This is a genomic window from Amazonocrinis nigriterrae CENA67, from assembly GCF_016056305.1.
GTDB classification, from domain to species: Bacteria; Cyanobacteriota; Cyanobacteriia; order Cyanobacteriales; family Nostocaceae; genus Amazonocrinis; species Amazonocrinis nigriterrae.
On record NZ_JAECZC010000013.1, the window covers coordinates 63,341 to 89,132 of the forward strand.

Below are 25,792 nucleotides of genomic sequence, written 5' to 3' on the forward strand. Positions count from 1 at the left end.
TGGCATTATTGGCACATTGGGACACTTTGGCTCTTTGGGGCACTCGTCACACTTAGTTGCTGGCTTGACAGTAGTAGTATTGGTTTTGCTGTCAGCTTTTAGTGCTACACAAATTTCTCCCAGGCGAACTTGGGCTAGACCTTTACACATTAGTGTAAACATTATTTTGTTTGTAGGATTTGCTTGGGTGTCCTTAACTGGTTGGAGTGTAGTACAAAAGTATTTACCTTAATTTAAAATCATGTATTTTTCTTGGTGCCTTTGTGTCTTTGTGGTAGAAAAATTGACTTTATTAACCACCAAGGCACAAAGACACAAAGGTAAAGCCTAGTTTTCAAATATCACGGGTAGAACAAACGGCTATCTTACAATAAATAAAGAAAAGCATTACGATGAAGCCGTGACAGCAAACTCAGCCAATACCTCAACTTCTGTTTTTCGCCTGTCTCCGTTAATTCGGATCACTTTATTGAGTCTATATGTGGCACTCACAGTACCATTACCTTTTTTATCTCAAGTAACGGCTGCACCCGTCCCGCCAGTGTTGTTGTGGATAGGAATTACAATGGGTCTAATTGGCTTGTATGCGGTGTTGACTGAACGAGTAATTTTAGATGACCAAGGAATTCAGGTAACATATCCTGTTTGGGTTCCTCGTTTCTTTCGTAAAGGTTGGTTTTTGCCTTGGTCGGACATAAAACAGTTAAAGCCCCGCTCGACTGGTCAAGGAGGGCTAGTTTATTATTTTCTGAGTCAAGATGGAAAAGCTTATTTACTACCAATGCGTGTAGCAGGCTTTGCCCGTCTAGTGCAAATTGTAGAAGCGAAAACGGGCATTGATACCACAGATGTTCGTCCTTTGGCACAGCCGTGGATGTATGCGATTTTGCTATTATTCACCTTGCTGCTGTTTCTAGTGGATGCCTGGACAATTACCACAGCTCTAGCAACTGGACAATTAACTTAATATATTAGTTGTCATTAGTTATTCTCCCAATTCCCCATTCCCAATTCCCCATTCCCAATTCCCAATTCCCCATTCCCAATTAAACTTGGATAATTTTACTTCTAAAGCCCAACTCAGGCTTGAGCAAGTTAATCTATTTACAAAGCTGAAGGGCAATCAACAGGGATATCCTATATTGCAGGATATTTCTTTTGAGGTTTTCTCAGGTGAATGTATTGCCATTGTGGGCCCTTCCGGCGCTGGTAAAACTTCGCTATTACGTCTTATCAACCGCCTGAGTGAACCCACCAATGGCAAAATCTATCTGGAAAATCAGGAGTATCGCCAAATTCCTGTAATACAGTTACGCCAATTAGTGACACTGGTATTACAAGATTCTAAGCTCCTGGGGATGACAGTACAGCAAGCTTTGGCCTATCCTTTAGTCTTGCGTGGTTTGCCTAAACAGACAATTCAGCAAAGAGTCAACTATTGGATAGAACAACTGCACATTCCTAGTGATTGGTTGGGACGCACTGATGTACAACTTTCGGCTGGACAGCGACAATTAGTAGCGATCGCCCGTGCCTTGGTCATCCAACCGAAAATGTTACTATTAGACGAGCCAACCTCTGCCCTTGATATTGGTACAGCTTCTCATGTGATGCAAGTCTTAACCCAAGTCAGCCAAACTCATCAAACTACAATTTTGATGGCAAATCACCAGCTAGACCTAGCCCAAATGTTTTGCACTAGGCTGCTACACTTACAACAAGGTCGCCTTTTAGCAGATCAAACAGCTTCTAAGATAGACTGGGCTAAGCTTAAAGATATTCTGATACGCGCAGAAGCTCAAGCTGCTGAAGAATGGGGTTAAAAAGTCTAGGTGCTGAGTTGAAAATTCATAACTCATAACTCCTAACTCCTAACTTCTACCCACAGAAGCTCAAGTTGCTGAAGAATGTGGTTACAAATTACTGAGTTAAAAATTGATAACTCCTAACTCATAACTCCTAACTCTCAAATCTACAACCTTTGAGTACTAAGTGTGGCACGTTGATTGCTGAATCTTTCTTTAGCTAACTTGGTTTGTGACTGCGGAATGTTCGCATTCAAAATTTCCATGTTAAATCGGTATCCCACGTTACGGATAGTTTGAATCAAACTAGGTTGGCGGGGATCGAGTTCAACTTTTTTTCTTAGCGATAAAACATGAGTATCAATGGTGCGCGGGTTGTCGATAGCGTCAGGCCAAGCACGACGCAGCAATTCCGACCTTGAAAGAGGCACTCCTCCAGCTTGCGCCAAAACGTACAGTAAACTAAACTCCTGGGGCGTTAAATCGATAAATTCCCCTTGGAATCGCACACGGCGCTGTACTAAATCGATTTGTAAAGTGCCATAATCTAAATATGCTGGTGCAGTAGGTGTCCGCTTGCGGCGAATCAATGCCTCTACCCTTGCCAAAAACTCCTGCATCCCAAAAGGTTTACTCAGGTAATCATCTGCGCCCGCCTTTAAGCCTGCGACTATATCGGCTTCATTGGTACGGGCTGATAGCATTAAGATTAAGGGTTGCTGCTGACGATGCAACCAACGGCAAAACTCAATGCCATCACCATCAGGCAGATCCGCATCTAGAATCACTAGAGTAGGTTGATGGGCTAGAAATTCTTCTCTAGCTTGATAAATGCTGGCTGCTTGATGGACTCTGTATTCCAGCTGTTGCAAGTGCCAACCTAGCAACGACCTCAAATGGGGATTCCCCTCAACGATTTCAATACAAACCGAACCCACGGTGGTAAGACCCCTTAGCGTCGATGAATTTCAAGGTAACAAGCCCATGCTCAAGGTTTTGTAGTCTTTGTTACTTCAATAGCAATTAGCTTTACTTTCCGCAAACAAACAGTGAAAAAAAGTTTAACTTATGCCTTGTGCAAAGCGGAGTTAGTAATATTCTTTAATTTATTCTTAAATTTTTGTTAGACTAAATCAAAAGTTCTTTTGGTTAAACATCCAGCCCTAAGAGGATGTGATGTTTCAAGGAACTATCATTAGACTAGAGAATCCCTACCATAACCATCTTTCAACTTGATGGCGTCCGGGGATTCCATCATGGCACAATAAAACCTCAACTGCCAATACACTTGAGCAGTAGGTTAAGGAAATCCTAAGAATAGCTTACTAAATCATCATATTCGCCATTTTCTAGAATAGGATGAAGTTAAGTTGTAGCTGCTGGAGGATGTAGCCCAAAGGAAATCTAGATATATTTGTCTTTAGTTGATGGCAAAAGACTAGAAGTGATACTTCACATTTGAGCGTGAATCATTTACAATTCTCATTCCAAAGAGATTAATACAGCAGTTATGCTCCAAGACACACAAACCATCCGCTATTACCAAAGAATTACCGACGCCTTCGTCGAGTTATGGAATCGCGGTTATCGTACGGATGATATGCGGATGTATTTGGATGGATACCTAGCCGCGCTGCGACATGGAAACGCTATTGAACCTTATCTGATTCATCGCCTAGAAGAGGAAGCCAGCCGCTACTTGTACGATGCATCAAATTTTGCAATGACACAACCACAACCACAACCAGATTACTACTAATAGCTTCAAGCAGGCATTCTTAGTAACCATAGCTGAACGCAGATGATTATAGCATATCATGTGCTTTGATCAATAGTGCAGTGGTGTAAAATTTTGGTGATATTTTCTTGATAAAAGCATCCCCTCAGATTAGTTTTGGTTATGCCAATTCCTCTGAGGGGATTTTTAATGATGCTTCACGTCTTCAATTCGTTCAGCAATAGTTCACTGAGATATTGAGTATTTTTACTAAAAGTTTACCAGCTTGAGGACACATTGAAATTAAGCCGCGATCGCAACTAGAAGGCGATGATCTTAGATAAGTGTTAATCAATGCCTATCAAGTAATAATGATGTAATTAACTATGGAATTGAGCGGTTTTAAGAAGCATAGTAATAAACAGAATTGATTGCCTCACCCAAAAGCAGTGTTTATAAGCGTTTTAGCTGCCAGTGCTGCTCAACTTCCTTGCGTAGTCGCAGCTCAAAATTTAGGCGTGGTTTCTAAAATAATTTAGCTCGAATAATTGATGTTAGAGTTTAATTCTCAATAAAAACTTTGACATTTTCCGATGCTTAAGTTTTATCACAACCCAATTTCACCAAATTCCCGTCGGGTCTGGATTACTCTTTTAGAAAAAGAACTCTTGTTTGATCTGGTAGAAGTCAATTATTTGGATAGTGAACAATTTAAACCAGAGTTTTTAGCGATTAACCCTTTCCACCATATCCCTGCCTTAGTAGATAATGACTTTAATATAGTGGAATCTTTAGCAATATTGGATTATTTAGAGGCAAAGTACCCCATACCTGCTATGTTACCTACTGATGCCAAAGATTTGGCAATTGTACGGATGGTGCAACTGGCAACGGTAAATGAATTAATGCCTGCTACAGTACCATTATCCCCCGTAATGTTCGGCTTACCTGGAGCTGAACCAGAAAAAATTGAGCAGTCAAAACGGAAAATCTCAGCAGTGTTAAAGTTTTTTGAAGGTCTACTTGATCATCGTCCTTTCTTTGGCAGTGACAGTATAACTCTTGCTGAATCCGTAGCTGGTAGTATAGTACCCTGGTTGCCCAGGGGCGGCGTTTCTCTGAGTGAATATCCTAAATTGAATGCTTGGTGTGATCGCTTAACAGTACGTCCCGCCTGGCAAAAAACCCAAACTCCAGAAATCATAGAAGCTATAAAATCTCGCATAGCAGCTAAGATGGCACAGATGCCTTAGTTCCAAACACTGCACACTACCTCAACTGGGTTGAGAAGTAAAAGCTGCGATCGCAAATTCTAGCCGCGACCTCGCAAGAAAGGTGAACAGTAATGGCTTTTAAAAGCTTTATTCAATATAGATTTTGAGCGAGTCAAAGAATCCCATTTATTAGTTGTTTCTTACTTTATTTTTTCCTGATCTAAACTTCGGACTTATGCCGCCTTCAATTTGAAGCGATCGCCTGATATTAATAACAAGTGATTATTTAGACTTGATATGAATCCCAAAGTTGACCTAATGCTGCCAGTTGGTCGCGGTATTCAATGCGAACCACCCAATCTTCTGGCCATGCAGCCATCCCTAGATAAGCCCCAGCAAAAGCACCAGTTAAACAAGCAATTGAGTCAGAATCGCCAGCTGTGAGTGCCGCCCGACGCAGTGCTGCCAGTGGTTCTTCTGGAAACAGCAAAAAGCATAAAAGACCTGTTGCTAGGGCTTCTTCTGCTACCCAACCTTCACCCGTAGCTAAACAGGGGTCAGCGTCACGATTGGGGTTGACTAATGCGGCGTCAAGCCGGTCAAGCACTGCTAGACATTCGTCCCACCCACGGCTAATAAATTCCTCTGGTGTATTGATGTAAGGACGTTTCCACAGGGAACCTAGCCAATCTTTGTGATAGACTGAGCGCTGGCTCAAAGCATAGGTGCGGAGTCGAGAAGGTAATCCTTGGGGATCGCCTCCCTTAGCAAGGTCAGCAATAGCGATCGCGGTTAAATCTGACGCAGCAAGGGCTGTGGGATGGCCGTGAGTTAGTGCAGCTTGGAATTGGGCAATTGCTGCACGGTTTGTTTCATCTAATGGCAACAAACCCACAGGCGCAACACGCATATTAGCGCCACAACCCTTGGAGTTGGGCCTAGTTGCTTGCTGCCAAGGCATACCAGTTTCTAGATTTTCGCAAGCCCGTAAGCAAGTCATACCAGGCGCACGATTGTTGTCTGGGCTACGTAACCACTCAATAAAAGTACGTCGTAGTGCTGCCTCTAAATTAGCTGTAGACAGCTTTGATGATAAAGTTTCCACCAGTGCTTGCCCCACCGCTAAAGTCATTTGCGTGTCGTCAGTTACAAGTACTGGATTTCCTATCAGTTCTTGGGGGCCATTTGGCGGAAAACGACGGCGAATTTCGTCAACTGATAAAAATTCAGTGACAGCGCCTAAAGCATCACCAAAAGCAAGCCCGAATAAACATCCAGAAGCACGACGCATAAATAATTAAAAAATTAATAATTATTAATTAAAAATTTAGCTAATTTAATCACAGCCAACACTTAGGCTAGTGAATTTATGCAAATCCAACTACGTGCAGCATCAACCATGTTTCCCAGTAGGACTGGCATTAGCTGTAAACAAAAATAATACAAATATAACACAAAAGCTCTGTTAATAAATGTTGGCGATTTAACCGAATTATTTGAGCGATCGCAGGTCTTAGCACCAGGGATACCTCAGTAACTCTATAGTTTGTGACGGCTAAAGACGGCAAACACCACTTTGACGTTACGGTTCACCCCAATTCCTCAAGGTATTAATTCTCATACATTAGACGAAGTGAAAGTAAATTAATCTATGAACCAACTAAACACAATCTTTAAAATCAACCGTCACATGTAAGGTTCGGTAAACCCCCCTTCATGGACTGGCTATATCGAGCTTCAGTATATATATCAGCATAACCTGGAGTTTAAACCCCAGCAAAGCCGAACCAAAGGTTATTGATGCTGAAATGACTGCCTTCTTCAACCAGTTGGTTCAAAATTTAGTCCTTTATATTCCCATTCGTTCATTTGTAGTTATACGGAGCCAGCAGCTAAAATGGCAAAAGTAGTTGGAATTGACCTAGGTACGACTAACTCCTGCGTGGCAGTGATGGAAGGTGGTAAACCCACGGTTATTGCTAATGCGGAAGGTTTTCGCACAACACCATCAGTGGTAGCATTTGCAAAAAATGGCGATCGCCTAGTAGGCCAAATCGCCAAGCGTCAAGCAGTGATGAACCCGGAAAATACCTTTTACTCAGTCAAACGCTTTATCGGACGGCGCTTTGATGAAGTAACCAAGGAAACTACCGAAGTTTCTTACAAAGTGGTAAGCAGCGGCGGTAATGTCAAACTGGACTCTCCAGGCGCAGGTAAGCAATTTGCCCCTGAAGAAATTTCTGCCCAAGTTCTCCGCAAACTAGTTGAAGACGCTAGTAAATACCTTGGTGAAACCGTAACCCAAGCTGTAATTACCGTTCCCGCATACTTCAACGACTCCCAGCGGCAAGCTACAAAAGACGCTGGTAAAATCGCAGGTATTGAAGTTCTGCGGATTATCAACGAACCTACCGCGGCTTCTCTGGCATACGGTTTTGACAAGAAGAGTAACGAAACCATCCTCGTATTTGACTTGGGTGGCGGTACTTTCGACGTATCAGTGTTGGAAGTAGGTGATGGCGTATTTGAAGTGTTAGCAACTTCTGGTGATACCCACCTTGGTGGTGACGACTTTGATAAGAAGATAGTTGACTACTTAGCCGAACAGTTCAAGAAAGACGAAGGCATTGATTTACGGAAAGATAGACAAGCCTTGCAACGTCTGACTGAAGCCGCAGAAAAAGCTAAAATTGAGCTTTCTAGCGTTACCCAAGCAGAAATCAACCTACCATTTATCACTGCTACCCAGGATGGGCCCAAGCACCTCGATACAACACTGACTCGCGCTAAATTTGAAGAACTTTGTTCTGATTTAATCGACCGTTGCCGTATCCCCGTTGAAAACGCGCTGCGGGATGCCAAGTTAAGCAAAGGTGATATTGATGAAGTTGTATTAGTTGGTGGTTCTACCCGTATTCCTGCCGTACAACAAGTAGTCAAGAATTTATTGGGTAAAGAACCAAACCAAAGCGTTAACCCAGATGAAGTTGTGGCAGTTGGTGCAGCAATTCAAGCGGGTGTATTGGCTGGTGATGTTACAGGTATCTTACTGTTAGACGTATCACCGCTGTCTTTGGGTGTAGAAACCTTGGGCGGTGTAATGACCAAAATTATCCCCCGCAACACCACAATTCCTACCAAGAAATCAGAAGTCTTCTCTACCGCCGTGGATGGACAAACCAACGTGGAAATTCACGTCCTCCAAGGTGAACGGGAATTCGCTAACGATAACAAGAGTTTGGGAACTTTCCGCTTAGATGGCATTCCGCCAGCACCACGCGGCGTTCCCCAAATTGAAGTTACTTTCGATATTGACGCTAACGGTATCCTTAACGTTACCGCTAAGGACAAAGGTACTGGTAAAGAACAGTCCATCAGCATTACTGGTGCTTCCACCTTAGATAAGTCTGACGTTGACCGCATGGTTAGAGAAGCCGAACAAAACGCTTCTGCTGATAAAGAGCGGCGTGAGAAAATTGAACGTAAGAACCAAGCTGACTCTTTGGCATACCAAGCCGAGAAACAACTGCAAGACTTGGGCGATAAAGTTCCAGAAGCCGACAAGACTAAGGTCGAAGGTTTGGTGAAAGAACTGCGGGAAGCAGTTGCTAAAGAAGATGATGAGCAAATCAAGAAGCTGACTCCAGAACTACAACAAGCATTGTTTGCTGTTGGTAGCAACATCTATCAACAAGCTGGTGCTGATGGTTCTGCTGGCCCCGGCCCTCAAGATAGTGGTTCTGCTTCTTCTGGTGGCGGTGATGATGTAATTGATGCAGATTTCACTGAGTCAAAATAATTTTACTGATTATTTAGGGATAAGATAATTATCCCTAATTCAGATTACCCATCCAGGTAAGTGCTTGGATGGGGATTTTTTTACGAACCGCCAAGGCGCAGAGAACGCCAAAAAAGAGAACACTGAGAATTTGTAAAGTGTGCCTCAGTTGCCATGTATTTCAGAAAATTATACGCCTTAATAAAGGTAGAGTTAGAAGGTAAATACTCTAGTTCCTGACTGTGATCTCCTAGATATTCAGTTAACCAAAACTAAACAGGTGAATATATGGCAGCTTTAGCAGGAAAGGTTGCAATTGTTACTGGTGCATCGCGTGGTATTGGACGAGCGATCGCTCTTAAACTAGCAGAAAGTGGTGCCTCTGTTGTCGTTAACTATGCAGGTAATACAGCCAAAGCACAAGAAGTTGTTGCAGAAATTGACAAGTTGGGAGTACAGGCCTTGGCTGTACAAGCTGATGTGAGTAAAGTAGCTGAAATCCAACGGCTGTTTGAGCAAACAATAGAACGTTTTGGTAAAGTTGATATTCTGGTAAATAATGCCGGAATCAACATATATAAGCTAATTACTGAGGTTACAGAAGCAGATTTCGACAAAATTTTTGCTATTAATGTCAAAGGGACTTATTTTGCTTGTCAACAAGCCGCGCTACACATGGCAGAAGGGGGACGCATTATCAACTTTTCCTCTTCAACCACAGCGATGATGTTACCCACTTATAGTGCTTATGTGGCAACTAAAGGCGCTGTTGAACAAATCACACGGGTACTGGCTAAAGAATTAGGTGCAAAAGGTATCGCTGTGAATGTGGTTTCTCCAGGCCCTACTGATACAGAACTATTTCGAGAGGGCAAAACAGAAGAGCAAATTAACCGTTTAGCCCAAATGGCAGCCTTTGGAAAACTCGGAGATGTGGAAGAAATTGCTGATGTTGTAGCATTTCTTGCTAGCGATGAAGCACGATGGATCACTGGTCAAAACATTCGTGTCAATGGTGGTATTGCTTAGTTTTAATCTCTGAAATTCATCTTACAAATTTGGGTTTTTCTGTCAATGCGTAAGTCCTAACCAAATCCGAAAACATATGACCTTAATGCCGCAGGATACACTGACTACCCATTCTGAGAATTGCAAACTACTTAAATCACAAATCATTTGATTAACTATAGCAAAGTGCTGAGTGTGTTCGTGCTGATTGCTGAGGATAAACTAGTTATTTCAAAGTTTTGAGCAATCAGCACTGTCCTCAACTCTGCTTCGACTGCTATATCAATAAGTATTGGCTTAATTACTAATTCTTAACTGGTTATTTTTAATAAAATGTGCTATTGATTGTAACCCTAATCAAATATAATCTCAGTTTTTAGGTTTGAATCTGTTGTGAGATTTGCCATAATTGGCATAAGACCTTGCACGATTCATTTTCAGTTTTATAATTGTTTTGGAGCAGCTAAAAAACTGGTAAATCCATGTGGAAAAAAACTTGTATTACTCCCTTACCACCATCAGATTACCTATTTTTTCTTTGTAGATTTTGCCTTCTTTGCGGTATCCTATGATAAATCCGCTACTCTACTAGAAGGTTCGCCAACACATCTACGTGAGAAAAAATTTAGGTATTTTTTGATTGGGAAAAGAGTAGACGTTTTTAACCATGAGAGTATCTGCTCATTTACCTAGTTTTAAAGTCTGTGTTTCTCAAAATAAAAACCTTAGACACACTCAAAGAGTATGGATTTATCAAACTTTACTACACTGCAAAACTTAGAAGCTGCCTTTGGCGGTGAATCGATGGCAAATCGTAAGTATCTATTTTTTGCTGATGTAGCACGTAAACTTGGATTTACAGATCTGGCGAAACTTTTTAGAGAAACAGCAGAACAAGAAACTGAACATGCCTTTGCTCATTTTAGGTTGCTGCACCCAGAACTTGTTGTAGAAGATCCATCTGCTTTAAGTGACGAACAAAAAAAAGAAATCGTCTCTCGTTGCTTATCTTTGGCAATTGAAGGAGAAACGTATGAGTATACCACAATGTATCCAGAGTTTGCCGCAGATGCTCAACGCGATCGCGATAATTCCGCTGCTGAAGAATTTCTCAAACAAGTTAAAGAATCTACCGATCATGCGGACACATTTCGTGAAGCTGCACACCGTTTTGGTTTGTTAAAATTCATCGAAAATTACCACGCCGATCGCTATTCTGAAGCATTAGAAGTATTAAATGGAGGACAAGCAGCAACCAGAGTTGCAGGTAACGATCCCCAAACTCGTAAATGGATTTGCAGACAATGCAGCATGATTTATGATCCTGTAGTTGGCGATCCTGATTCAGGAATTGCTCCTGGTACACCTTTTGAAGAAATTCCCGATGATTGGAAATGTCCAATTTGCGGTGCTACTAAAAAAACCTTCCAACCATTTGAAGAAAAAGCCGCAGCTTAATACCATTTTCAAAAATCTTTACAACACATGAATCAACAGTAGGGGCGTACAGCTGTACGCCCCTACTTTATAAATTACGAATCAAATATCGATGCTCAGCAAAATGTCGCAGATAACGATAGATAACCCAAGCTAAAAATCCAAAAATAAAATTGAGCAGGAAGCGGCTAAATATAAAATATAAAACACCAAGCTCAAAAATTTGCGACAGACTCAGAGGGCTAAGAGTTTTTGTTAAAAGAAATAGCCCAAAAATAGCATTTCCACCCAGCATGAGAGCAAATAGCACTAAACCCCGCTGCCAATAACGATACTGTGATGTATGTCCAGAAATCAAGATAATAGAAGGTTTACCTTGCACTTTTCTCAGTAGTTGTTCCAGTCGCCAAAACATCCACAACAGAAATGGAAATAAACCATAGCTGAGGAAATTCAAAGGTGTTGAATAACGCCAAGCAGCAGATAGAACATTTACTAAAGCATGACAAATTACAGAATTTATCCAAGCCTTGGGAATTAATTTCATCAATTGATGTGAAACCATCGTGGAGGAAAAATATATTCCCAAGGCATATCCCCAAGGGGCAGAGAACATGGCGTGGACTGGTGTACCAATACTGCGTTCAAAAATTGATGCTGTGCCGTGGTAAAAATAGATCCAGTTCTCTTGGGCAGTAAATCCGAGGGCAATGGCTATGGTGAAAAGAAAAACACTACTAGGGCGTAGTTGATACCTGCGTTGAAAATAACAGCTTGAGGCAACAACCGCCACCAGCTTACAACCTTCCTCAATTGGGCCTACTTCTACAAGCTGCCGTAGGGCTACACCAAGCAGCGAATACTGAATTTTTTGCCAGTTAACAACCGAGTTAGCTACATTTTCAAAAACCAATTCTAGGTTGAGGGCAACGAAACCAGACATTGCCCCCAAGACAAATGGCAATAGCAAGCGTAGCAAAGATGGAGCAAACTGGACACGGCAATAGTAACAGCCCAGAAGCAGCAGTGGTGGAATTGCAGCCCACAGCAGCAAAGAGAAATCAGCCACTCACCTGAGCAATTATGGTGCGATGACGGGGGCTATTGCTGGTGATAGCGCGAGCTTGGAAACCTGCTTCAATAATGGCTTGTTCAATGTCTAAAGCAAAATATTCGTCTAAATAAGGTTCAGTACTTTTGAGCAACGTTAAAATGTAAGGCGGCATTTTCTGGAAAACTTCAGACTTGGGATTCATGTCCATAATTGCCAAGTAGCCACCAGGACGCAGCACACGCCGAGCCTCAGCTAAAATTTGTTGGGTTGGCAATTGCGGTAATTCATGGCACACCAAGAAAATGGAGACTAAATCAAATGAAGCATCTGGTAGCCCAGTAGCTTCCGCTGCGGCATGAACCCAGTTAATTTTTGCCTGACGTTGTTGTGCGCGGTAGTTAGCAACAGCTAAGAAGTAGGCAGATAAGTCTAAGCCTGTGATTTGGGCGTGGGGATAAACTTCTTGTAGGGCAAAGGTGCTGAGTCCCACACTACACCCTAAGTCGAGGATGTCTTGCGGTTCATGAGCAAGAGAAGGTTTGAGAATATCGTGGTAGCTTTGGCGTAGTTTGGCATCACCTTGAGCTTTAGCACCTTGCCAAATCTTCGCGTGGACGGCATAAGCAGCAGGTTCTACTTCAAAAGCGGCCTGCCAGCTAAGATTTCCGGTTTCGTAGGCGTGGAATGAGGTGAGATAGTAATCTGGGTAAGAAAGCTCAGGGTTTTGGACTTGAGCTAATTCGGTTTTCCAATCACGCGCCTGTAATTTCTGTACTTCTTTCGTCCAAGGTACGCCCATATCCTCGGCGCGTTTAATCATCATTTGTCTGGCTTGGTGCTTGGCTAGGTTGGCTAAAGGCTTAATTGCCAGTATGCCGTTTACTAAGCGAGTGGCTAAGTTGGGAGAAGTTTGTACAGCAGCGGTCATAAGTTTGCGTTGAACCATCTTTTTTACTTATGACACATAGGGATTTTCAAATCAATTAGGGAACTCTCTAAAGTTAACGAGTGATAAGTATCAACCGTGTTTTTTCCTCTCGCCAAAGTATGATGCTCTTTTGATCCAAGATTAGTAAGATTTCGGTACTTAGCGAAATCTAGCTCGACTGAGTTGGCAAAAAGCTGAGTGGCATCAAAAAACTATACTAAATTTCTCCAGAGTCAAGTATGGCTAGAGCAAGAAGAAGAGCCAGCGGCTTTCTCAGAGATTTTCAGGAATTTGCCCTTAAAGGTAATGTAGTTGACTTGGCGATCGCTGTGATCATTGGTGCTGCTTTTGGCAAGATTATCACTTCTTTTGTTGAGGATGTGATTATGCCATTGATTAATCCCTTGGTTAGTCTGAGTGGCAAAGACTGGAGAACAATCACAGTCGGCCCAGGAATTGCTATTGGTCAGTTTTTCGGCTCAATTGTTGACTTTTTAATCATTGCCTTCATCTTATTTGTGGCAATTAAAGCCCTACAAAAATTCAAGAGGCAAGAGAATACCACTATTGAATCCCCACTAACAGACCCTAATTTAGCAGCTCAAGAAAAGCTGACTGGCGCATTGAATAGGCTGACAAATACTTTAGAATCTCGCAACACTCATTTATAGGGAACTCCAAACATTTCTGTTAAGAAAGTTATCTGTTTGAGGGAGGAGGGGTAGCATCACTGGGATGCAGTCCTGTCTTGAATGCACCCCTAAACCCTCATCTATTTTTGCTAACTCTGCTCCTGCTTTGACTCGCTAGATGGAGTTGCTTCTGTCTTGTCTTTTTTCTCTGTTTTATCTGATTGCGTCTCACCCGCTTGTTGCACTTGGTTGAGATGAATATTATTCACTTGGGTAATAAAGTATTCTAATGCTTGGCTTGCTTTTTGTTGCTGTTCAACTTCGTCAGAAAGATCATAGCAGCGATAAGGCGGAGTTACTCCTAATACAAATTTCTCTTGTTCAGCTTCTAACAATTCAACGGCTGTGTTAGCAGCAATCCAATTCTTTTGAAAAGGAAAAGAAGTCACAATACTGGCGACTATAGAGGCAACAGCTGGACAAATTACTGGCAGCCACTTGAGCCAAGCTTGTCCTGCTTCTAATTTGTCTACCAAAACTAAAATTGGTGTTACACCTGACAAAATTACAGTTGCGATTTGCAAAGTATAGTAAAGAGTTCTTGCCCAATTGCGAGTTTTTTTGTAATCGTTAATCAACTCTTGGCAGTACTGTAAAGCCTTGCCTCTGACCGGAGTGAACGTATTTTTATCCACAGAATTACTATTACTCAACAGATAAGAATAAAGTTCGGCTTTTTTGCTAAGATTATACTCATCAGCTGCATTTTTAGATTCTTGAATTGCTTGTCTATTCAAAAGAAACAAAAAAAGCGAAAAAACTAAAGTTACTGCACTAACAATTACCAATTGTTTATCAGTTGAGAAAATGATAACCAAAATCAAGGCTGAAACAAAAGCTGCAACTAATAAATACTCAACTACCTTCAAGGTAAACAACTTTTTTTGAGGTGATTTAGAGGATAAATCTTCAATTGTATCCAAATTTCCCCTTTGATTTTTCAGATCAATATTACTTAATTCAGAAGTAGTCATTGCATCTCACTCGTTTGCTAAACACGTAAAATATTGCCAATTGATTGTGGTAGACACACTCGCCTTTATGTAGTAAAAAAGTATAAAAAAACAAAAAATTGACTTTTCTTTTACGTGAATTTATTTAAATCTATTATATCTAGTTAATCAGAAAAATACCTGTATTTGATTGATAATACGAAATTTCTTAAGTATTATTACTAAATGAATAAAAATTTTTTATACGTAAATAAATTTCTACCAACAAGGCGAATTTAAAGCGCTTTTATCACTCTATAGGGTGATTAAGTGTAGTTATGTAACTGCGGAAAGTAAGATAGGGGAGACCAAGTAAATAATACACTTGGCAAAATTGGTGTGAAAATGAGGTTGGTAGCGATCGCTCTCCACAAATTTTCATTCATCCTATGTTCCCATTGCCCCCAATGCACAACTTAAACTTATTCCCAAAACAACATTGAAGTGAGGCAGTTGGTGGCTAATCGCATTACAAAATCTCTGGTTGTCAGATAGTTTACCATTGAAATTAATCAATGGCTGATTCAACTTTCAAAAATAAGCAATAATACTTATATAGTAATTCGATTTGATTTCTGAATCACTCGTAGAGGTAAGAGACTGGGGACTGGGGACTGGGGACTGGGAAGAAGGAATAAAGGTGTACTGAGTTTTGTTCAAAAATCAAATATGAGTCCTATATATGGTTTAATTTTATTAATGATGAATTCATAAACAGAAAGATTAGACATAATAACGCTCCGATCTAATTTACCCAAAATGTAAAATGGCATTACCTATTTACATCACATGTTAAGTTTGGGCTTCTTCATCGTGTTCAACCACCTCAGATTTATCTGTTAACGGTTTTACTACTCGTGCGATCGCTTCTTGTACAAAAGCTTTAATAAATTCATCTCTGCGATTAATTTGAAACTGTCGCTGTACAACCTCGGTCATGCCACCATCGCCCCAATCTTGGTCATGGCGAAAATACTCAATAAAACTTTTTCCAGCAATTCGTGTTAAATATGCTGCGGTGACACCTTGAACTGCACGACCCACAATGAAAGTCGCAGGATTAGTTTGCAAAGCAGTAGAAAGTAATTGAATTGCTCCCTTGACGATACCTAAACTGGCGATGGTTTTTGCTAAAGAAAGGGCTAACTCTCGTCCCCGTTCCATGTTCAGTTCACAGCCGTAGACTTTGCCAATTTCCACAACCATTTGAGCATTGACCGCGGCAGTTGCCAATAAATCGACAACTGGTAACGGCGTGACTGAAACTACACCCGCACCAATCCATTGAAACCTTTCTACGATTTTGTCAGCTTGGCGGCGACGTTGGCTATCAATGAGTTTTCGCGCCTCCTCTCCCAATCGCAGCGATTGCAAAAGAATATTATCTGCAACCAAATCTTCGCCCTCAGCCCTTAGAATAGCTGCCATGCGCCGCAGCAATGGGACAATATCAGGTTCTGGCTGGAAAATTTCGCCAGTTTCCAGTTGTGCAGATTGGGGATTAGCGGCGATCGCAACTACATCATTAGTTGTAATAAATCCCCGCACCCGTTGACGCAAGCGTGCAAGAATAGCTTCCTTATCTTCGTCTGTGTATAAATCAGTTTTGTTCAAAACCAGCAGCGATCGCTTGCCAATTTCCGCTAACCCCCGTAGTGGTTCATATTCTGAACGCCGCAAGTCATTATCTACTACAAATAATAGTAAATCTGCTGAAGTTGCTAGTTCTCTTGCTAACTGCTCTCGTTCCGTACCTTCTACCCCTGCTTCTAAAATTCCTGGTGTATCTGTAATTAAAATCTTGCGTTCTAATCCCTTTAGCCGCAGGCAATAGGTTTCACCGACCTGGGTTGTACCCATAGGTGCATCTACTTGACCGACCATGCGTCCCATGACTGCATTTACTAAAGAAGTTTTGCCAGCACTTCCAGTGCCAAATACTACCACTTGAATTTCACCGCGTGCTAAATTGACTTCAATTTCGCGCGATCGGCTGAGTAAAGCCTGCCTGGCGACTTCATCTTGAATTTGGGCTACTTGTTGTCGCACAGCTTTGAGTGTGGAAGAAGCAGCATCAGATTTGGCAACCGGAATTTGCGCTGGAGTCACACGGGGACGATTGCGGCGGGAACGTTTCTCTCCAGCCTGGAGTACCAGCACATAATAAACAAAAGCTGCAACCAAGCCTCCGATCAGCACAACCAGCAGCAATAGCAGCAAATTGCCTAGCAGGGGAGAGTAAGACAACTGCCAATAGAGGCGTGAGAGAGAATCAATCAGCCACAGGGCTAGCCCCAAAATGACGATCAGACCAACAATGAGTGTGACTATGCGGGACAGAGGCATGGGTGGCAACAATGAATGGATATATTCAGCACGCACATGCTTTTTATATTAATAGTTTCAGTTTTTTTTATCAGAATAGTAAGAAAGAAGTTGTGAGTAGGGAGCAGGGGAACTCGGGGCCCCACGACCGAAAGGGAGGAGCCACTGCGTCGCTAACGCTCTTGAGATCGCCAGTTCCCCATCTGGCAACAAGCCCTTACGGGTGACGCTCGCAAGCTCGCTACCGCTTCGCTAACGGCAGTTGCTCCACTTGGGCTTTGCCCAAGTGGAGCAACTGGCGAACCAAGACAGGGACTGGACTCACCAAGACGGCAACTCCCTCACCAAGTGGAGCATCTGGCGTGGTCTCCACGCCACTTCCTTCAACGGGGGGAACCCCCTTTCGGGTTCGGGGGTGACGCTCCTGCGTCGCTAACGCTTCGCTAACGCAATCGGCGGAAACCGCCAAGACTGCGACCCCCTCACCGCAACGGAGTGGCTCCCCATGAGCGACTGCCGCGCATGGTTCCCCGGCAGCCTTTGCAAGTGGCGTTGGGGATTAGGGGCGATGGGGAGAATGAAAAAGATTAAGAAAAAATAATTTCCAATGCCCAATGCCCCATTTCCAATTCCCAAACTACCTAGACTTTGGGAAGTTGTTCCTAGTGCAATTTCCTGCAATAAAGTAATGTATACCCGAAGGCAGACTTGGTTTGTATTGTCTCAAACTTCAAATCTGAGTAAAGTCTGAGCAGTTATCAGGTCAGTCTTAGGAATGAAAATAACCCAGAAACAAATCAAACCTATGGGACTTTTCGATCAAATTATTGGTGCAGTCACTAATCCTAATCAGCAAGGTAGCTTGGGTCAAATCGGAAGTATTGTTAACGCCGTGGATCAGCTGAGCGATCGCACTGGGGCAGATCCTTCAACGATACAATCTTTATTGGGTATTGTAGGTAACTATGTGCGTTCTTCTTTACAAGAGAAGCAAGCCACAGATGGCAATGAACAAGCCCAAGCTTTGGTCAATCAATATAGTGGCACTTCTCCCAACCCTGAAGCTGTTGATTCCCTCTTTTCTCCGGCGATACAGCAACAGGTGGCTGAAGTTGCTGCCCAACGCACAGGCTTAGATGCCGGTATTATCCAACAATTGCTGCCTCTAGCAGTGCCCGTAGTCCTGAATTTCCTTCAATCTGGCGCAAATGCTCAAAATCCTCAAACTGGCGGGAATCCTGTCTTGAATTCCTTCCTAGATGCGGACAGAGATGGTGATGTCGATATCGCTGACGCTATCCAGTTGGCTAGTCAGTATATCAGAAGGTAATCAACAAAGAGGGGCAAGGGAGCGCGGGAGCAGGGGGGATGAGGGAGAGAATAACTAAACCAATTCCCCATTCCCCTTATCCCCAGAGGGAGCCCCGAGTTCCCCATTCCCAATTCCCCATTGCCCCTTATCCCCAGAGGGGGCCCCGAGTTCCCCATTCCCCTTACTCATTCCCATCTAAAATTGTTCCTTCTATATTCGCTCCTTCTAAATTTGCCCCGTTCAAATTAGCTTTGTTTAAATCTGCATCGGTGAGATTTGCTTGAGTTAGGTCGGCTACAGTTAAGTCTGCGCCACTCAAATCAGCTTTATCTAAATTTGCTGCGTTCAATTTGGCCTCATGTAATTCTGCCTCGCTCAAATGAGCTTCAATCAAGTTGGCGACAGTCAAATCCGCTTGACTCAAATTAGCTCCGTCTAAAACTGCACCGTCTAAAATAGCTCCATCTAGGATGGCTCCAGCTAAATTACTACCAGTGAGGTTGGCATCGCTTAAATTAGCTCCGTTCAAGTCTGCCCCAACCAGGCTAGTTTGCGCTAAATTAGCATGGTTAAGATTAGCACCATCTAAGATAGCTCTATCCAAAATTGCACCACTGAGATTAGCTTCCCTCAAGTTGGCTTCGCTCAGGTTGACAGCAGTAAAGTTTCTCGCGCCTGCGGCATACTTTTTCAAGAGTTCATCTGCTTTCATATCGTCGCTGTGTTAAGGAACGTTGATTTAAGGTCAGGAGTTAGGCAAACAATAGTCAAACGTTAATTTCCATGTAGCGGCAATTCATGAACTGCCGAACAGACTGTGTAGTTTTGCGTAAGTTATGAAGGTAATTCCAGCTAGACAAACAGGTAAAAAGTCCTCAGTACGCGCAACTGAGGATAACTCTGGCAACAAACACTTTATCTACAGTAGCTAACCTCAAATTATTGAACGACTATCTGGAGTTATAACTTGGTTTCACACCCAAGAAAGATATTTAGGGATTTGAAGAATTGAAATATTGATGTGATGCGATCGCTATACTCAATTGTGGTGTTCGTTTAGCACAAGTTATGGCAAAACCAATTAAGATTCTATTGCAAACTACGATTCCCACTACAGAGGATGATTGGAGTGTTGGGCGTTTCTCTTTGTTACAAGATTATCTCGTATCTATTAAAGACGAAGCGGGAAATCCTTTATTTGCAGTCACAGCACGCGATTATGAATCAGATGCAGAAGGTAATGATCCAGTATTAAGCAACCTTGACAAGTCAGAGTTTGATGAACTTTGGCTATTTGCCTTAGAAGTCGATAAAGGTTTAACCCAAAAAGATATTGCTGGCATTAATGCTTTTCGGCAACGTGGCGGTGGTATTTTGACAACACGCGATCATCAAGATATGGGTTGTTCAATGTGCGGCTTAATTGATATTGGTGATGTCCATTACTTTAATACCAAAAATCCCGATCCTGATGAATCTCGCTGGAATCGAGATGACCCTTATACAACTTATATCTCTTGGCCTAACTATCATTCTGGAGCGAATGGTGACTATCAAAAAATTACTATTGTTGAACCTGTTCACGAACTTTTGAAAAATCCTAATTCACCTTCGGGAGTTATCGAATTTTTTCCTTCTCATCCCCATGAAGGAGGTATTGGAGCGCCTTTAGGTAATCCAAATGTGCGGGTAATTGCTTTAGGAAAAAGTTTAATTACAGGTCGTAATTTCAATCTTGTAGTTGCCATAGAACATCACAAAGACGCACAAGGTAATACTTTAGGACGTGCAGTGGCTAACTCTAGTTTTCATCATTTAGTCGATTATAACTGGGATGTTGAAAAAGGCTGTCCCAGTTTTGTAGAGGAAACACCAGGAGACGGAATGAAAAAAGAGCCACAGGCTTTAGAAGATATCAAAACTTATGTGCGGAATGTCGCATTGTGGTTAGCAAATTAGACTTTTGATTTGAAAAAGTATCAGCATAGGGTGTGTTGTCGCCAAGCGCTGCACCATCCGATATTTTTGATGCGTTAGGACTAAAATGTTGCAATAGATTTTCTTGTGGGGCAGGCATCTTGCCTGCCAATTATCAGAGACGCCCATCCCATAAGAGTATATTTATGCACTATGTTAGCCCGGTCACGCTAGTAGCTATCATCTTTAATTTGGTGGCTTGCATTCCTTCTTTCTCCTGCCTTCTTCATCTAGCAATTGGTATAATCCATCCAAGCCTGCGGCATATTAAAAACTTCTAGCCATCAACCTGGTGGTGAATATATAGATAATCCTGAAATTCTACTAAGACCACAAAAATTTTATTAACAACTTAATTTCTGGTAGTCTGCCTGCGATGATAAAAGGTTTCAAAAATTGCTGCAAGGTTAAGAGATGATTTATAAAGTAAACCTTAAATTGTAGGGTGCTTTATAGCAACGCTTAACGCACCGATAAATATGGTAGGTTACGGCTAATTTTCACTTTCTCAAACTTTCAAATCCTTATATATTCGTAACACATCCTACAAAACTTTGTTTCCCCTCCCCGTTGACGGGGAGGGGATTAACGGGCGGGATTGTCCAATACTTGGCTTCACTAAAGATATGTTTTGCTTACCCTACTTTTATCTCCCTCTTGCTGCTTTTAACGCATTAAGAGAAAGCCGTACAGTTTCTCTCTCATTGTTATAAAAACCTTTTTGAGGGTTTTGCAAAATTTTCAAAACAACTTCCATCTCTGGGATTGCATCTATATCAGATTGGGTTAAAACATTAGCCCTTGCTTTTTCTTGAAGATTCCCTGCTATTGTCGCTATAGTTCTAGCAGAAACGTTACGCACTGACGAATCAGGATCTTCAAGACCTTTAATCAAATAAGGCATTGCAACTTTAGTATCAGTACCAATACTACCAATGGTCTCAACAGCAAGTCCCCGCACTGATGGTTCTGGATATTGCAGCGCTTTAGCAATATTCGGAGCAACATTAGCAGCTGCTTTACTAATTGTATTTAACGTTTGAGCAGTAGTGATACGGGTGGGTTCGTCGGTGTTGTTGAGGTTTGTGATCAGACGAGATACAGTCAGATAAGATTTAGAATTTAACTTAACTAAAGCGACACTGGCATTGATACGTACTGAAAAATCTGGGTCTTGAAGAGCGTTAACTAAGTAAGGAGCAAACCTTGCAGCTTCAACTGATATATTTCCAGTGCCATCACTATTATCTTCACCTGCAATGCTACCAATGGCTCTAGCTGCGCTACTACGTACGAATATATATGGATCATTGAGATTTTCAACTAAATTAGGTAATGTGTCTTTAATTGCTCCACCACCTTTTTGAGATAAAGCTAACGCCGCACCACTACGCACTCGCCAATCAGGATCTTTCAAAGCTTGGTTGAGTTTAGCTAATGCTTCCCTAATAAATACTTCGTCTCTGAGATTTCCTAATGTTGTAACTGTGTTGAGCCGTTCTAATAAATCATCATTTTTAAAGTTTTCTATTAACTGATCAACGTTCAATTGGTTTGTAGTTTGTGCCCAGCCTGTATTAGCCACTACCAAAGGTGATACAACACCCAACATGGTGACAGCGATTCGAGATGCTAATAACCAATAGGGAATTTTATTCCAGAAATTTAACTTGATGTACTTTGCCACAAACTCTACCTTATACACTACTGCTAATTTTTATATTTTGTGGTGAATTATACCATTAATGCTAATTCTTGACAAATTTAAGAAAGTCATCTTTTTTGATGTGATAAAAGTGTAAAGTACAATTTCATCAAAGTGCTTCATATCAGATATTTTGCGAGTTTCCGACATTGTTGTCAGTGGTGTTATATTATGCCGTGGCTATCGCAGTTTAATTATTAGCGGTGCGGCGCTTGGCGACAACACACCCTACATTTAAAATTTTTAACTTAGCCTAATTAGCACTACCTTATTTATTGTTTAGATATGATTTATAAAGTAAACCGAAAATTGTAGGGTGCGTTAAGCGTTGCTATAACGCACTGAGAAAGATGATGCCCTGCGGCTAATCCTCACTCTCTGAAACTCTGAAATCCTCGCATAGCCGTAACACAACGGCAATATAGCGAGAACTCAGAGCTGCGGCTTCCGCCGATCTGAAGTTCGGTGGGGAGGAACATCACACCGCTTTTTGCCTCCCCTACTTAATATTGACTTTATAAATAGGCTCTTAGCATTTTCCTTGATGCAAATTTCTGTTATCTATTGGATAAAATGTTTCAGCAATATCTATTAGTTCTTTAGCTGTATTGTGGCGATTAATCATTAAGCGAGGAATTTGATAATGGTCTTTAAAGCAACCATAATTTAATATTTCATTATTATACAAATAACTTGATAAATAATATTTAGATACAAAAGATTCTACTTCTTGATTATAAGCGCCATAGGGATAAGCAAAATGAGATGCTACTTGTTGATCTGGGTCTAAATCTTGTGTACATATTCTTAATTCAGTCCTAGCTTGTACTAGTTCCTTGACTAAATCTCGACGATTAAGCTTGGTTAAATCTTTATGATTCAAGCCATGAGATTGAATATCATAAAATCCTTTTTTCAAGCCTTCTCTCAATTCTTTGCATCCTAAATGAGTGGTATCTGAACTTCCTGGTGTAGCTAAGCTACCTGGATTGATAAATAAAACAACTTTTACTTTAGTTCCATATTTATTTTCGAGCTTAGATAAAATTGGTAGTAAATTCGTATATACTGTTTTATATCCATCATCAAAAGAAATCATTATAGGCTTTTTTTTATATTGAGCATCAGGGATTTTCCTAGATTTAGTTAAGAAAAAATCATATAATTCTTGAGATGTTAAAAACCAATATTTATTAATAATTAGTTTTTCCAAAAACTTTTCTATTTCATATTTGGAATAATGCATTTCTCCTGAATATGAATCAGGAGCATTATTTTTAATTTCTATAATGCCGTGAAAACCGAAAATAGGAATTATAGGGGCAGTGTATTGTAAATTGAGAATAGAAAAAAATACAACAAATCCCAAAACTAAGCTGAGGGAAAAATTTTTAGGCTTTACAGAGCCAGCAAAGTTATGCTCATGGCTGTCAGTCATATTAGTGGTGATGCATCCCTAAAGAATTTTGCCAGTATTTTGGTAGAAGTCGCACTGGTACTTTACAGAGATACCACAACTTGAAAGTGTTGAGTAGGGAATTGAGAATGGGGAATTCGGGGCCCCCACGACCAAAGGGAGGAGCCACTGCGTTGGGCGGCTCTGCCGACTTGAAGCATGTGGCGTTGGGGATTAGGGGCAATTGGGAATTGGTGAGCCAGCGACGGTCTTGGGGGTCTCCACGCCACTTCCTTCAACGGGGGGAACCCCCCTTCGGGTTCGGGGGTGACGCTCCTGCGTCGCTAACGCTTCGCTAACGCAATCGGCGGAAATCGCCAAGACTGCGACCCCCTCACCGCAACGGAGTGGCTCCCCATGAGCGACTGGCGATCTCAAGAGCGAAGCGCGAGAAGGGCGAGCGTCACCCAAAGGGGAATTGGGAATGGGGAGTAGGAAATGGACAGATAAGTTAGGGACTTCCAAATAAAAAAATATCCCACTGTTCACAGTCAACAGTCATCAGTCATCAATCATCAGTCACCAACTTCAACCGGGATAATTTATTTGTTGAAGTTACCCTAGCATTTTAATTCTTGTCTAGCTTGCTGTTCTGTTTCCTACCACTAGCCACCTATTGAAGCTAGTACGCTGATGTGAAGAGCTTGAATTTTTCGTATAAAAAAGTACAATGATTAAAATATCTGAAATTGCATACACGCCTAGACATCGAGTGGTGAACCCTCACTCTTGTTAGAGTTTCCCTCCTTGGCAATTGTATTCTCAAGAGCGAAGATGGCAGTCTTCTCCCAAAGTCAGACACCAAAGGCAAACTAGAGTAATGGTGCTGAACCATAGACTTCAGAATGTGGTGCAACCAAGTTAAGCTAAATGAAAGTAGCAAATTATTACGCTCTTTATATGAAAATCGCTGTTACTGTTAATTTTTAATTTTCCCTGCTTGAGTAACCCGGAATGCTAGACCAAATTTTTGATTATCTGCACTTTCACATCAGCGTTGAAGCCCCGATAGTCCTACTGATTTTAGTGTTTTTAGAGGCAGTATTATCTGCTGACAATGCGATCGCCCTGGCTGCGATCGCCCAAGGATTGGAAGACAAAGAACTTGAGCGTCGCGCCCTTAACTTTGGTTTAGTCGTTGCTTACGTGCTGCGAATTACTCTGATTTTAACTGCCACTTGGGTGCAGCAATTGTGGCAATTTGAACTCTTAGGTGCTGCTTATTTGCTGTGGCTGGTATTCCAACACTTTACCTCTGAAGAAACTGAAGACGATCATCATCACGGGCCACGTTTTAACTCTCTGTGGCAAGCTATACCTGTGATTGCATTTACAGATTTGGCATTTTCTTTGGATAGTGTGACAACTGCGATCGCTGTTTCTCAAGAAAAATGGTTGGTTCTAACGGGCGCAACAATTGGTATTGTTACCCTGCGATTCATGGCAGGATTGTTTATCCGCTGGTTAGATGAATTTGAAAATCTAGAAGATGCAGGCTACATGACTGTGGCGTTGGTGGGCTTGCGTCTATTGCTGAAAGTGGTGAACGACAACTTAGTCCCACCAGAATGGGTGATGATTACTGCGATCGCCATCATTTTAACTTGGGGATTTTCTAAGCGTAATCTCACAGAAACCCCCCAAGTAGAAGTGGAAAAAAGCGAAGTGCCGAAGTAAGTTAACAGTTAAGAGTGAAGAGTTAAAAGTTATAAATTCTTAACTTCTAACTCCTAACTCCTAACTTCCATTATTCGTGCAACCAAGGTGTTAAGTGCGGTTGCCAATTTACTAGTTCTTCTTCCCTAAACCATAACCCTATTTCATATTGTGCGGTTTCTGGAGCATCAGAACCATGAATAATGTTGCGACCAATATTAATGCCTAAATCGCCCCGAATTGTTCCTGGTTCTGCTGTTAAGGGATTTGTTGCACCAATAAGTTTTCTGGCAGAAGCAATGACACCATCACCTTCCCAGACCATTGCCACCACTGGCCCAGAAGTAATAAAATCGACTAGACTGCCAAAAAATGGCCGCTCCTTGTGAACAGCATAGTGTTGTTCAGCCAGTTCCCGACTGGCTTTGAGGAATTTTAAACCAACCAAGGTAAAACCTTTAGTTTCAAAGCGACTGATAATTTCACCTACCAGTCCACGCTGTACGCCATCAGGCTTAATTGCTAAGAATGTGCGTTCCAAAGCTATCTCCCAAAACTTAATAAAGTTTTTATTTTGTCAGTTGTCAAGTGTCGGTTGTCATTTGTTGTTTGTCCTTTGTCCTCAGTTGCAGGAATTTCCACTGTTGACTAATGACCAATGACAACTGACAACTGACCAATCAGAGTTTATCTCAGAAATTATCTCTGGTTGCATATCAGTTACAAGATGAATGCG

23 protein-coding genes are annotated in these 25,792 nt (G+C 41.7%); 12 read left to right on the forward strand and 11 right to left on the reverse strand.

Features of this window, described 5'->3' with window-relative positions; all coding sequences use genetic code 11:
- The 3 genes from I8748_RS09780 to I8748_RS09790 all read left to right on the forward strand — a co-directional run.
- Positions 1 to 232 (forward strand): DUF4079 domain-containing protein (locus I8748_RS09780; RefSeq protein ID WP_198124389.1); only part of this gene is annotated, 232 nt, incomplete at its 5' end.
- Positions 233 to 400: 168 nt separating this feature from the next.
- Positions 401 to 967 carry a hypothetical protein gene (locus I8748_RS09785; RefSeq protein ID WP_198124390.1) on the forward strand — a complete coding sequence of 189 codons (567 nt, stop codon included), beginning with the start codon at positions 401 to 403 and terminating at the stop codon, positions 965 to 967.
- Between the two features lie 85 nt (positions 968 to 1,052).
- Positions 1,053 to 1,823, forward strand: a complete 771-nt coding sequence (locus tag I8748_RS09790; RefSeq protein WP_198124391.1) for an ABC transporter ATP-binding protein — start codon at positions 1,053 to 1,055, stop codon at positions 1,821 to 1,823.
- A 149-nt stretch (positions 1,824 to 1,972) separates the two neighbouring features.
- Here I8748_RS09790 and I8748_RS09795 read toward each other — a convergent pair whose 3' ends face one another.
- Positions 1,973 to 2,743: a response regulator transcription factor gene (locus I8748_RS09795; protein WP_096558188.1), complete on the reverse strand. Its 771-nt coding sequence runs from the start codon at positions 2,741 to 2,743 to the stop codon at positions 1,973 to 1,975.
- 572 nt (positions 2,744 to 3,315) lie between these two features.
- On the opposite strand from I8748_RS09795, the gene I8748_RS09800 reads away from it, so the two are divergent.
- On the forward strand, positions 3,316 to 3,564 hold the full coding sequence (locus I8748_RS09800) for a DUF6761 family protein (RefSeq protein ID WP_096558187.1): 249 nt from the start codon (positions 3,316 to 3,318) through the stop codon (positions 3,562 to 3,564).
- A gap of 551 nt (positions 3,565 to 4,115) precedes the next feature.
- Positions 4,116 to 4,775, forward strand: a complete 660-nt coding sequence (locus I8748_RS09805; RefSeq protein WP_198124392.1) for a glutathione S-transferase family protein — start codon at positions 4,116 to 4,118, stop codon at positions 4,773 to 4,775.
- Between the two features lie 247 nt (positions 4,776 to 5,022).
- Here the strand turns inward: I8748_RS09805 and I8748_RS09810 are convergent, their stop codons facing one another.
- On the reverse strand, positions 5,023 to 6,027 hold the full coding sequence (locus tag I8748_RS09810) for an ADP-ribosylglycohydrolase family protein (protein ID WP_198124393.1): 1,005 nt from the start codon (positions 6,025 to 6,027) through the stop codon (positions 5,023 to 5,025).
- A gap of 606 nt (positions 6,028 to 6,633) precedes the next feature.
- Between I8748_RS09810 and dnaK the strand changes: the two genes are divergently transcribed.
- The 3 genes from dnaK to I8748_RS36030 all read left to right on the forward strand — a co-directional run bounded on the left by dnaK (position 6,634) and on the right by I8748_RS36030 (position 10,980).
- On the forward strand, positions 6,634 to 8,535 hold the full coding sequence (gene dnaK, locus I8748_RS09815; protein WP_198124394.1) for a molecular chaperone DnaK: 1,902 nt from the start codon (positions 6,634 to 6,636) through the stop codon (positions 8,533 to 8,535).
- A 267-nt stretch (positions 8,536 to 8,802) separates the two neighbouring features.
- A complete protein-coding gene (locus I8748_RS09820; RefSeq protein ID WP_198124395.1) occupies positions 8,803 to 9,543 on the forward strand; it encodes an SDR family oxidoreductase in 741 nt (246 codons plus the stop codon).
- Between the two features lie 723 nt (positions 9,544 to 10,266).
- Positions 10,267 to 10,980: a rubrerythrin family protein gene (locus tag I8748_RS36030; protein ID WP_198124396.1), complete on the forward strand. Its 714-nt coding sequence runs from the start codon at positions 10,267 to 10,269 to the stop codon at positions 10,978 to 10,980.
- 67 nt (positions 10,981 to 11,047) lie between these two features.
- Here the strand turns inward: I8748_RS36030 and I8748_RS09830 are convergent, their stop codons facing one another.
- On the reverse strand, positions 11,048 to 11,902 hold the full coding sequence (locus tag I8748_RS09830) for a PrsW family intramembrane metalloprotease (protein ID WP_263975725.1): 855 nt from the start codon (positions 11,900 to 11,902) through the stop codon (positions 11,048 to 11,050).
- 118 nt (positions 11,903 to 12,020) lie between these two features.
- On the reverse strand, positions 12,021 to 12,941 hold the full coding sequence (locus I8748_RS09835) for a class I SAM-dependent methyltransferase (RefSeq protein WP_198124456.1): 921 nt from the start codon (positions 12,939 to 12,941) through the stop codon (positions 12,021 to 12,023).
- Positions 12,942 to 13,180: 239 nt separating this feature from the next.
- Here I8748_RS09835 and mscL point away from each other — a divergent pair, with 239 nt between their 5' ends.
- Positions 13,181 to 13,612, forward strand: a complete 432-nt coding sequence (mscL, locus tag I8748_RS09840; RefSeq protein WP_198124398.1) for a large conductance mechanosensitive channel protein MscL — start codon at positions 13,181 to 13,183, stop codon at positions 13,610 to 13,612.
- A gap of 110 nt (positions 13,613 to 13,722) precedes the next feature.
- On the opposite strand, the gene I8748_RS09845 is transcribed toward mscL, so the two are convergent.
- The 3 genes from I8748_RS09845 to I8748_RS35645 all read right to left on the reverse strand — a co-directional run bounded on the left by I8748_RS09845 (position 13,723) and on the right by I8748_RS35645 (position 17,323).
- Entirely contained in the window at positions 13,723 to 14,607 is an 885-nt protein-coding gene (locus I8748_RS09845; RefSeq protein WP_198124399.1) for a DUF4231 domain-containing protein, read from the reverse strand.
- Positions 14,608 to 15,417: 810 nt separating this feature from the next.
- Positions 15,418 to 16,971, reverse strand: coding sequence for a YcjF family protein (locus I8748_RS09850; protein ID WP_198124457.1), 1,554 nt, complete (start codon positions 16,969 to 16,971; stop codon positions 15,418 to 15,420).
- 220 nt (positions 16,972 to 17,191) lie between these two features.
- A complete protein-coding gene (locus I8748_RS35645) occupies positions 17,192 to 17,323 on the reverse strand; it encodes a hypothetical protein (protein WP_263975726.1) in 132 nt (43 codons plus the stop codon).
- A gap of 432 nt (positions 17,324 to 17,755) precedes the next feature.
- Between I8748_RS35645 and I8748_RS09855 the strand changes: the two genes are divergently transcribed.
- Complete coding sequence (locus I8748_RS09855; RefSeq protein WP_198124458.1) at positions 17,756 to 18,280, forward strand: DUF937 domain-containing protein; 525 nt, start codon at positions 17,756 to 17,758, stop codon at positions 18,278 to 18,280.
- A gap of 163 nt (positions 18,281 to 18,443) precedes the next feature.
- On the opposite strand, the gene I8748_RS09860 is transcribed toward I8748_RS09855, so the two are convergent.
- Positions 18,444 to 18,974 carry a pentapeptide repeat-containing protein gene (locus tag I8748_RS09860; RefSeq protein WP_198124400.1) on the reverse strand — a complete coding sequence of 177 codons (531 nt, stop codon included), beginning with the start codon at positions 18,972 to 18,974 and terminating at the stop codon, positions 18,444 to 18,446.
- 356 nt (positions 18,975 to 19,330) lie between these two features.
- Between I8748_RS09860 and I8748_RS09865 the strand changes: the two genes are divergently transcribed.
- Positions 19,331 to 20,221: a hypothetical protein gene (locus I8748_RS09865; protein ID WP_198124401.1), complete on the forward strand. Its 891-nt coding sequence runs from the start codon at positions 19,331 to 19,333 to the stop codon at positions 20,219 to 20,221.
- Positions 20,222 to 20,885: 664 nt separating this feature from the next.
- Here I8748_RS09865 and I8748_RS09870 read toward each other — a convergent pair.
- Together I8748_RS09870 and I8748_RS09875 are read right to left on the reverse strand one after the other, a co-directional pair.
- The gene (locus I8748_RS09870) at positions 20,886 to 21,926 is read right to left on the reverse strand and encodes a HEAT repeat domain-containing protein (RefSeq protein ID WP_198124402.1); all 1,041 of its coding nucleotides are present in this window, start codon (positions 21,924 to 21,926) and stop codon (positions 20,886 to 20,888) included.
- A gap of 547 nt (positions 21,927 to 22,473) precedes the next feature.
- Positions 22,474 to 23,382: a polysaccharide deacetylase family protein gene (locus tag I8748_RS09875; protein WP_198124403.1), complete on the reverse strand. Its 909-nt coding sequence runs from the start codon at positions 23,380 to 23,382 to the stop codon at positions 22,474 to 22,476.
- A gap of 972 nt (positions 23,383 to 24,354) precedes the next feature.
- Here I8748_RS09875 and I8748_RS09880 point away from each other — a divergent pair.
- Positions 24,355 to 25,077, forward strand: a complete 723-nt coding sequence (locus I8748_RS09880; protein WP_198124404.1) for a TerC family protein — start codon at positions 24,355 to 24,357, stop codon at positions 25,075 to 25,077.
- Positions 25,078 to 25,147: 70 nt separating this feature from the next.
- On the opposite strand, the gene ndk is transcribed toward I8748_RS09880, so the two are convergent.
- Positions 25,148 to 25,597 (reverse strand): nucleoside-diphosphate kinase, encoded by a 450-nt coding sequence (gene ndk, locus I8748_RS09885; RefSeq protein ID WP_198124405.1) that lies wholly within the window; start codon positions 25,595 to 25,597, stop codon positions 25,148 to 25,150.
- Between the last annotated feature and the right edge of the window lie 195 nt (positions 25,598 to 25,792).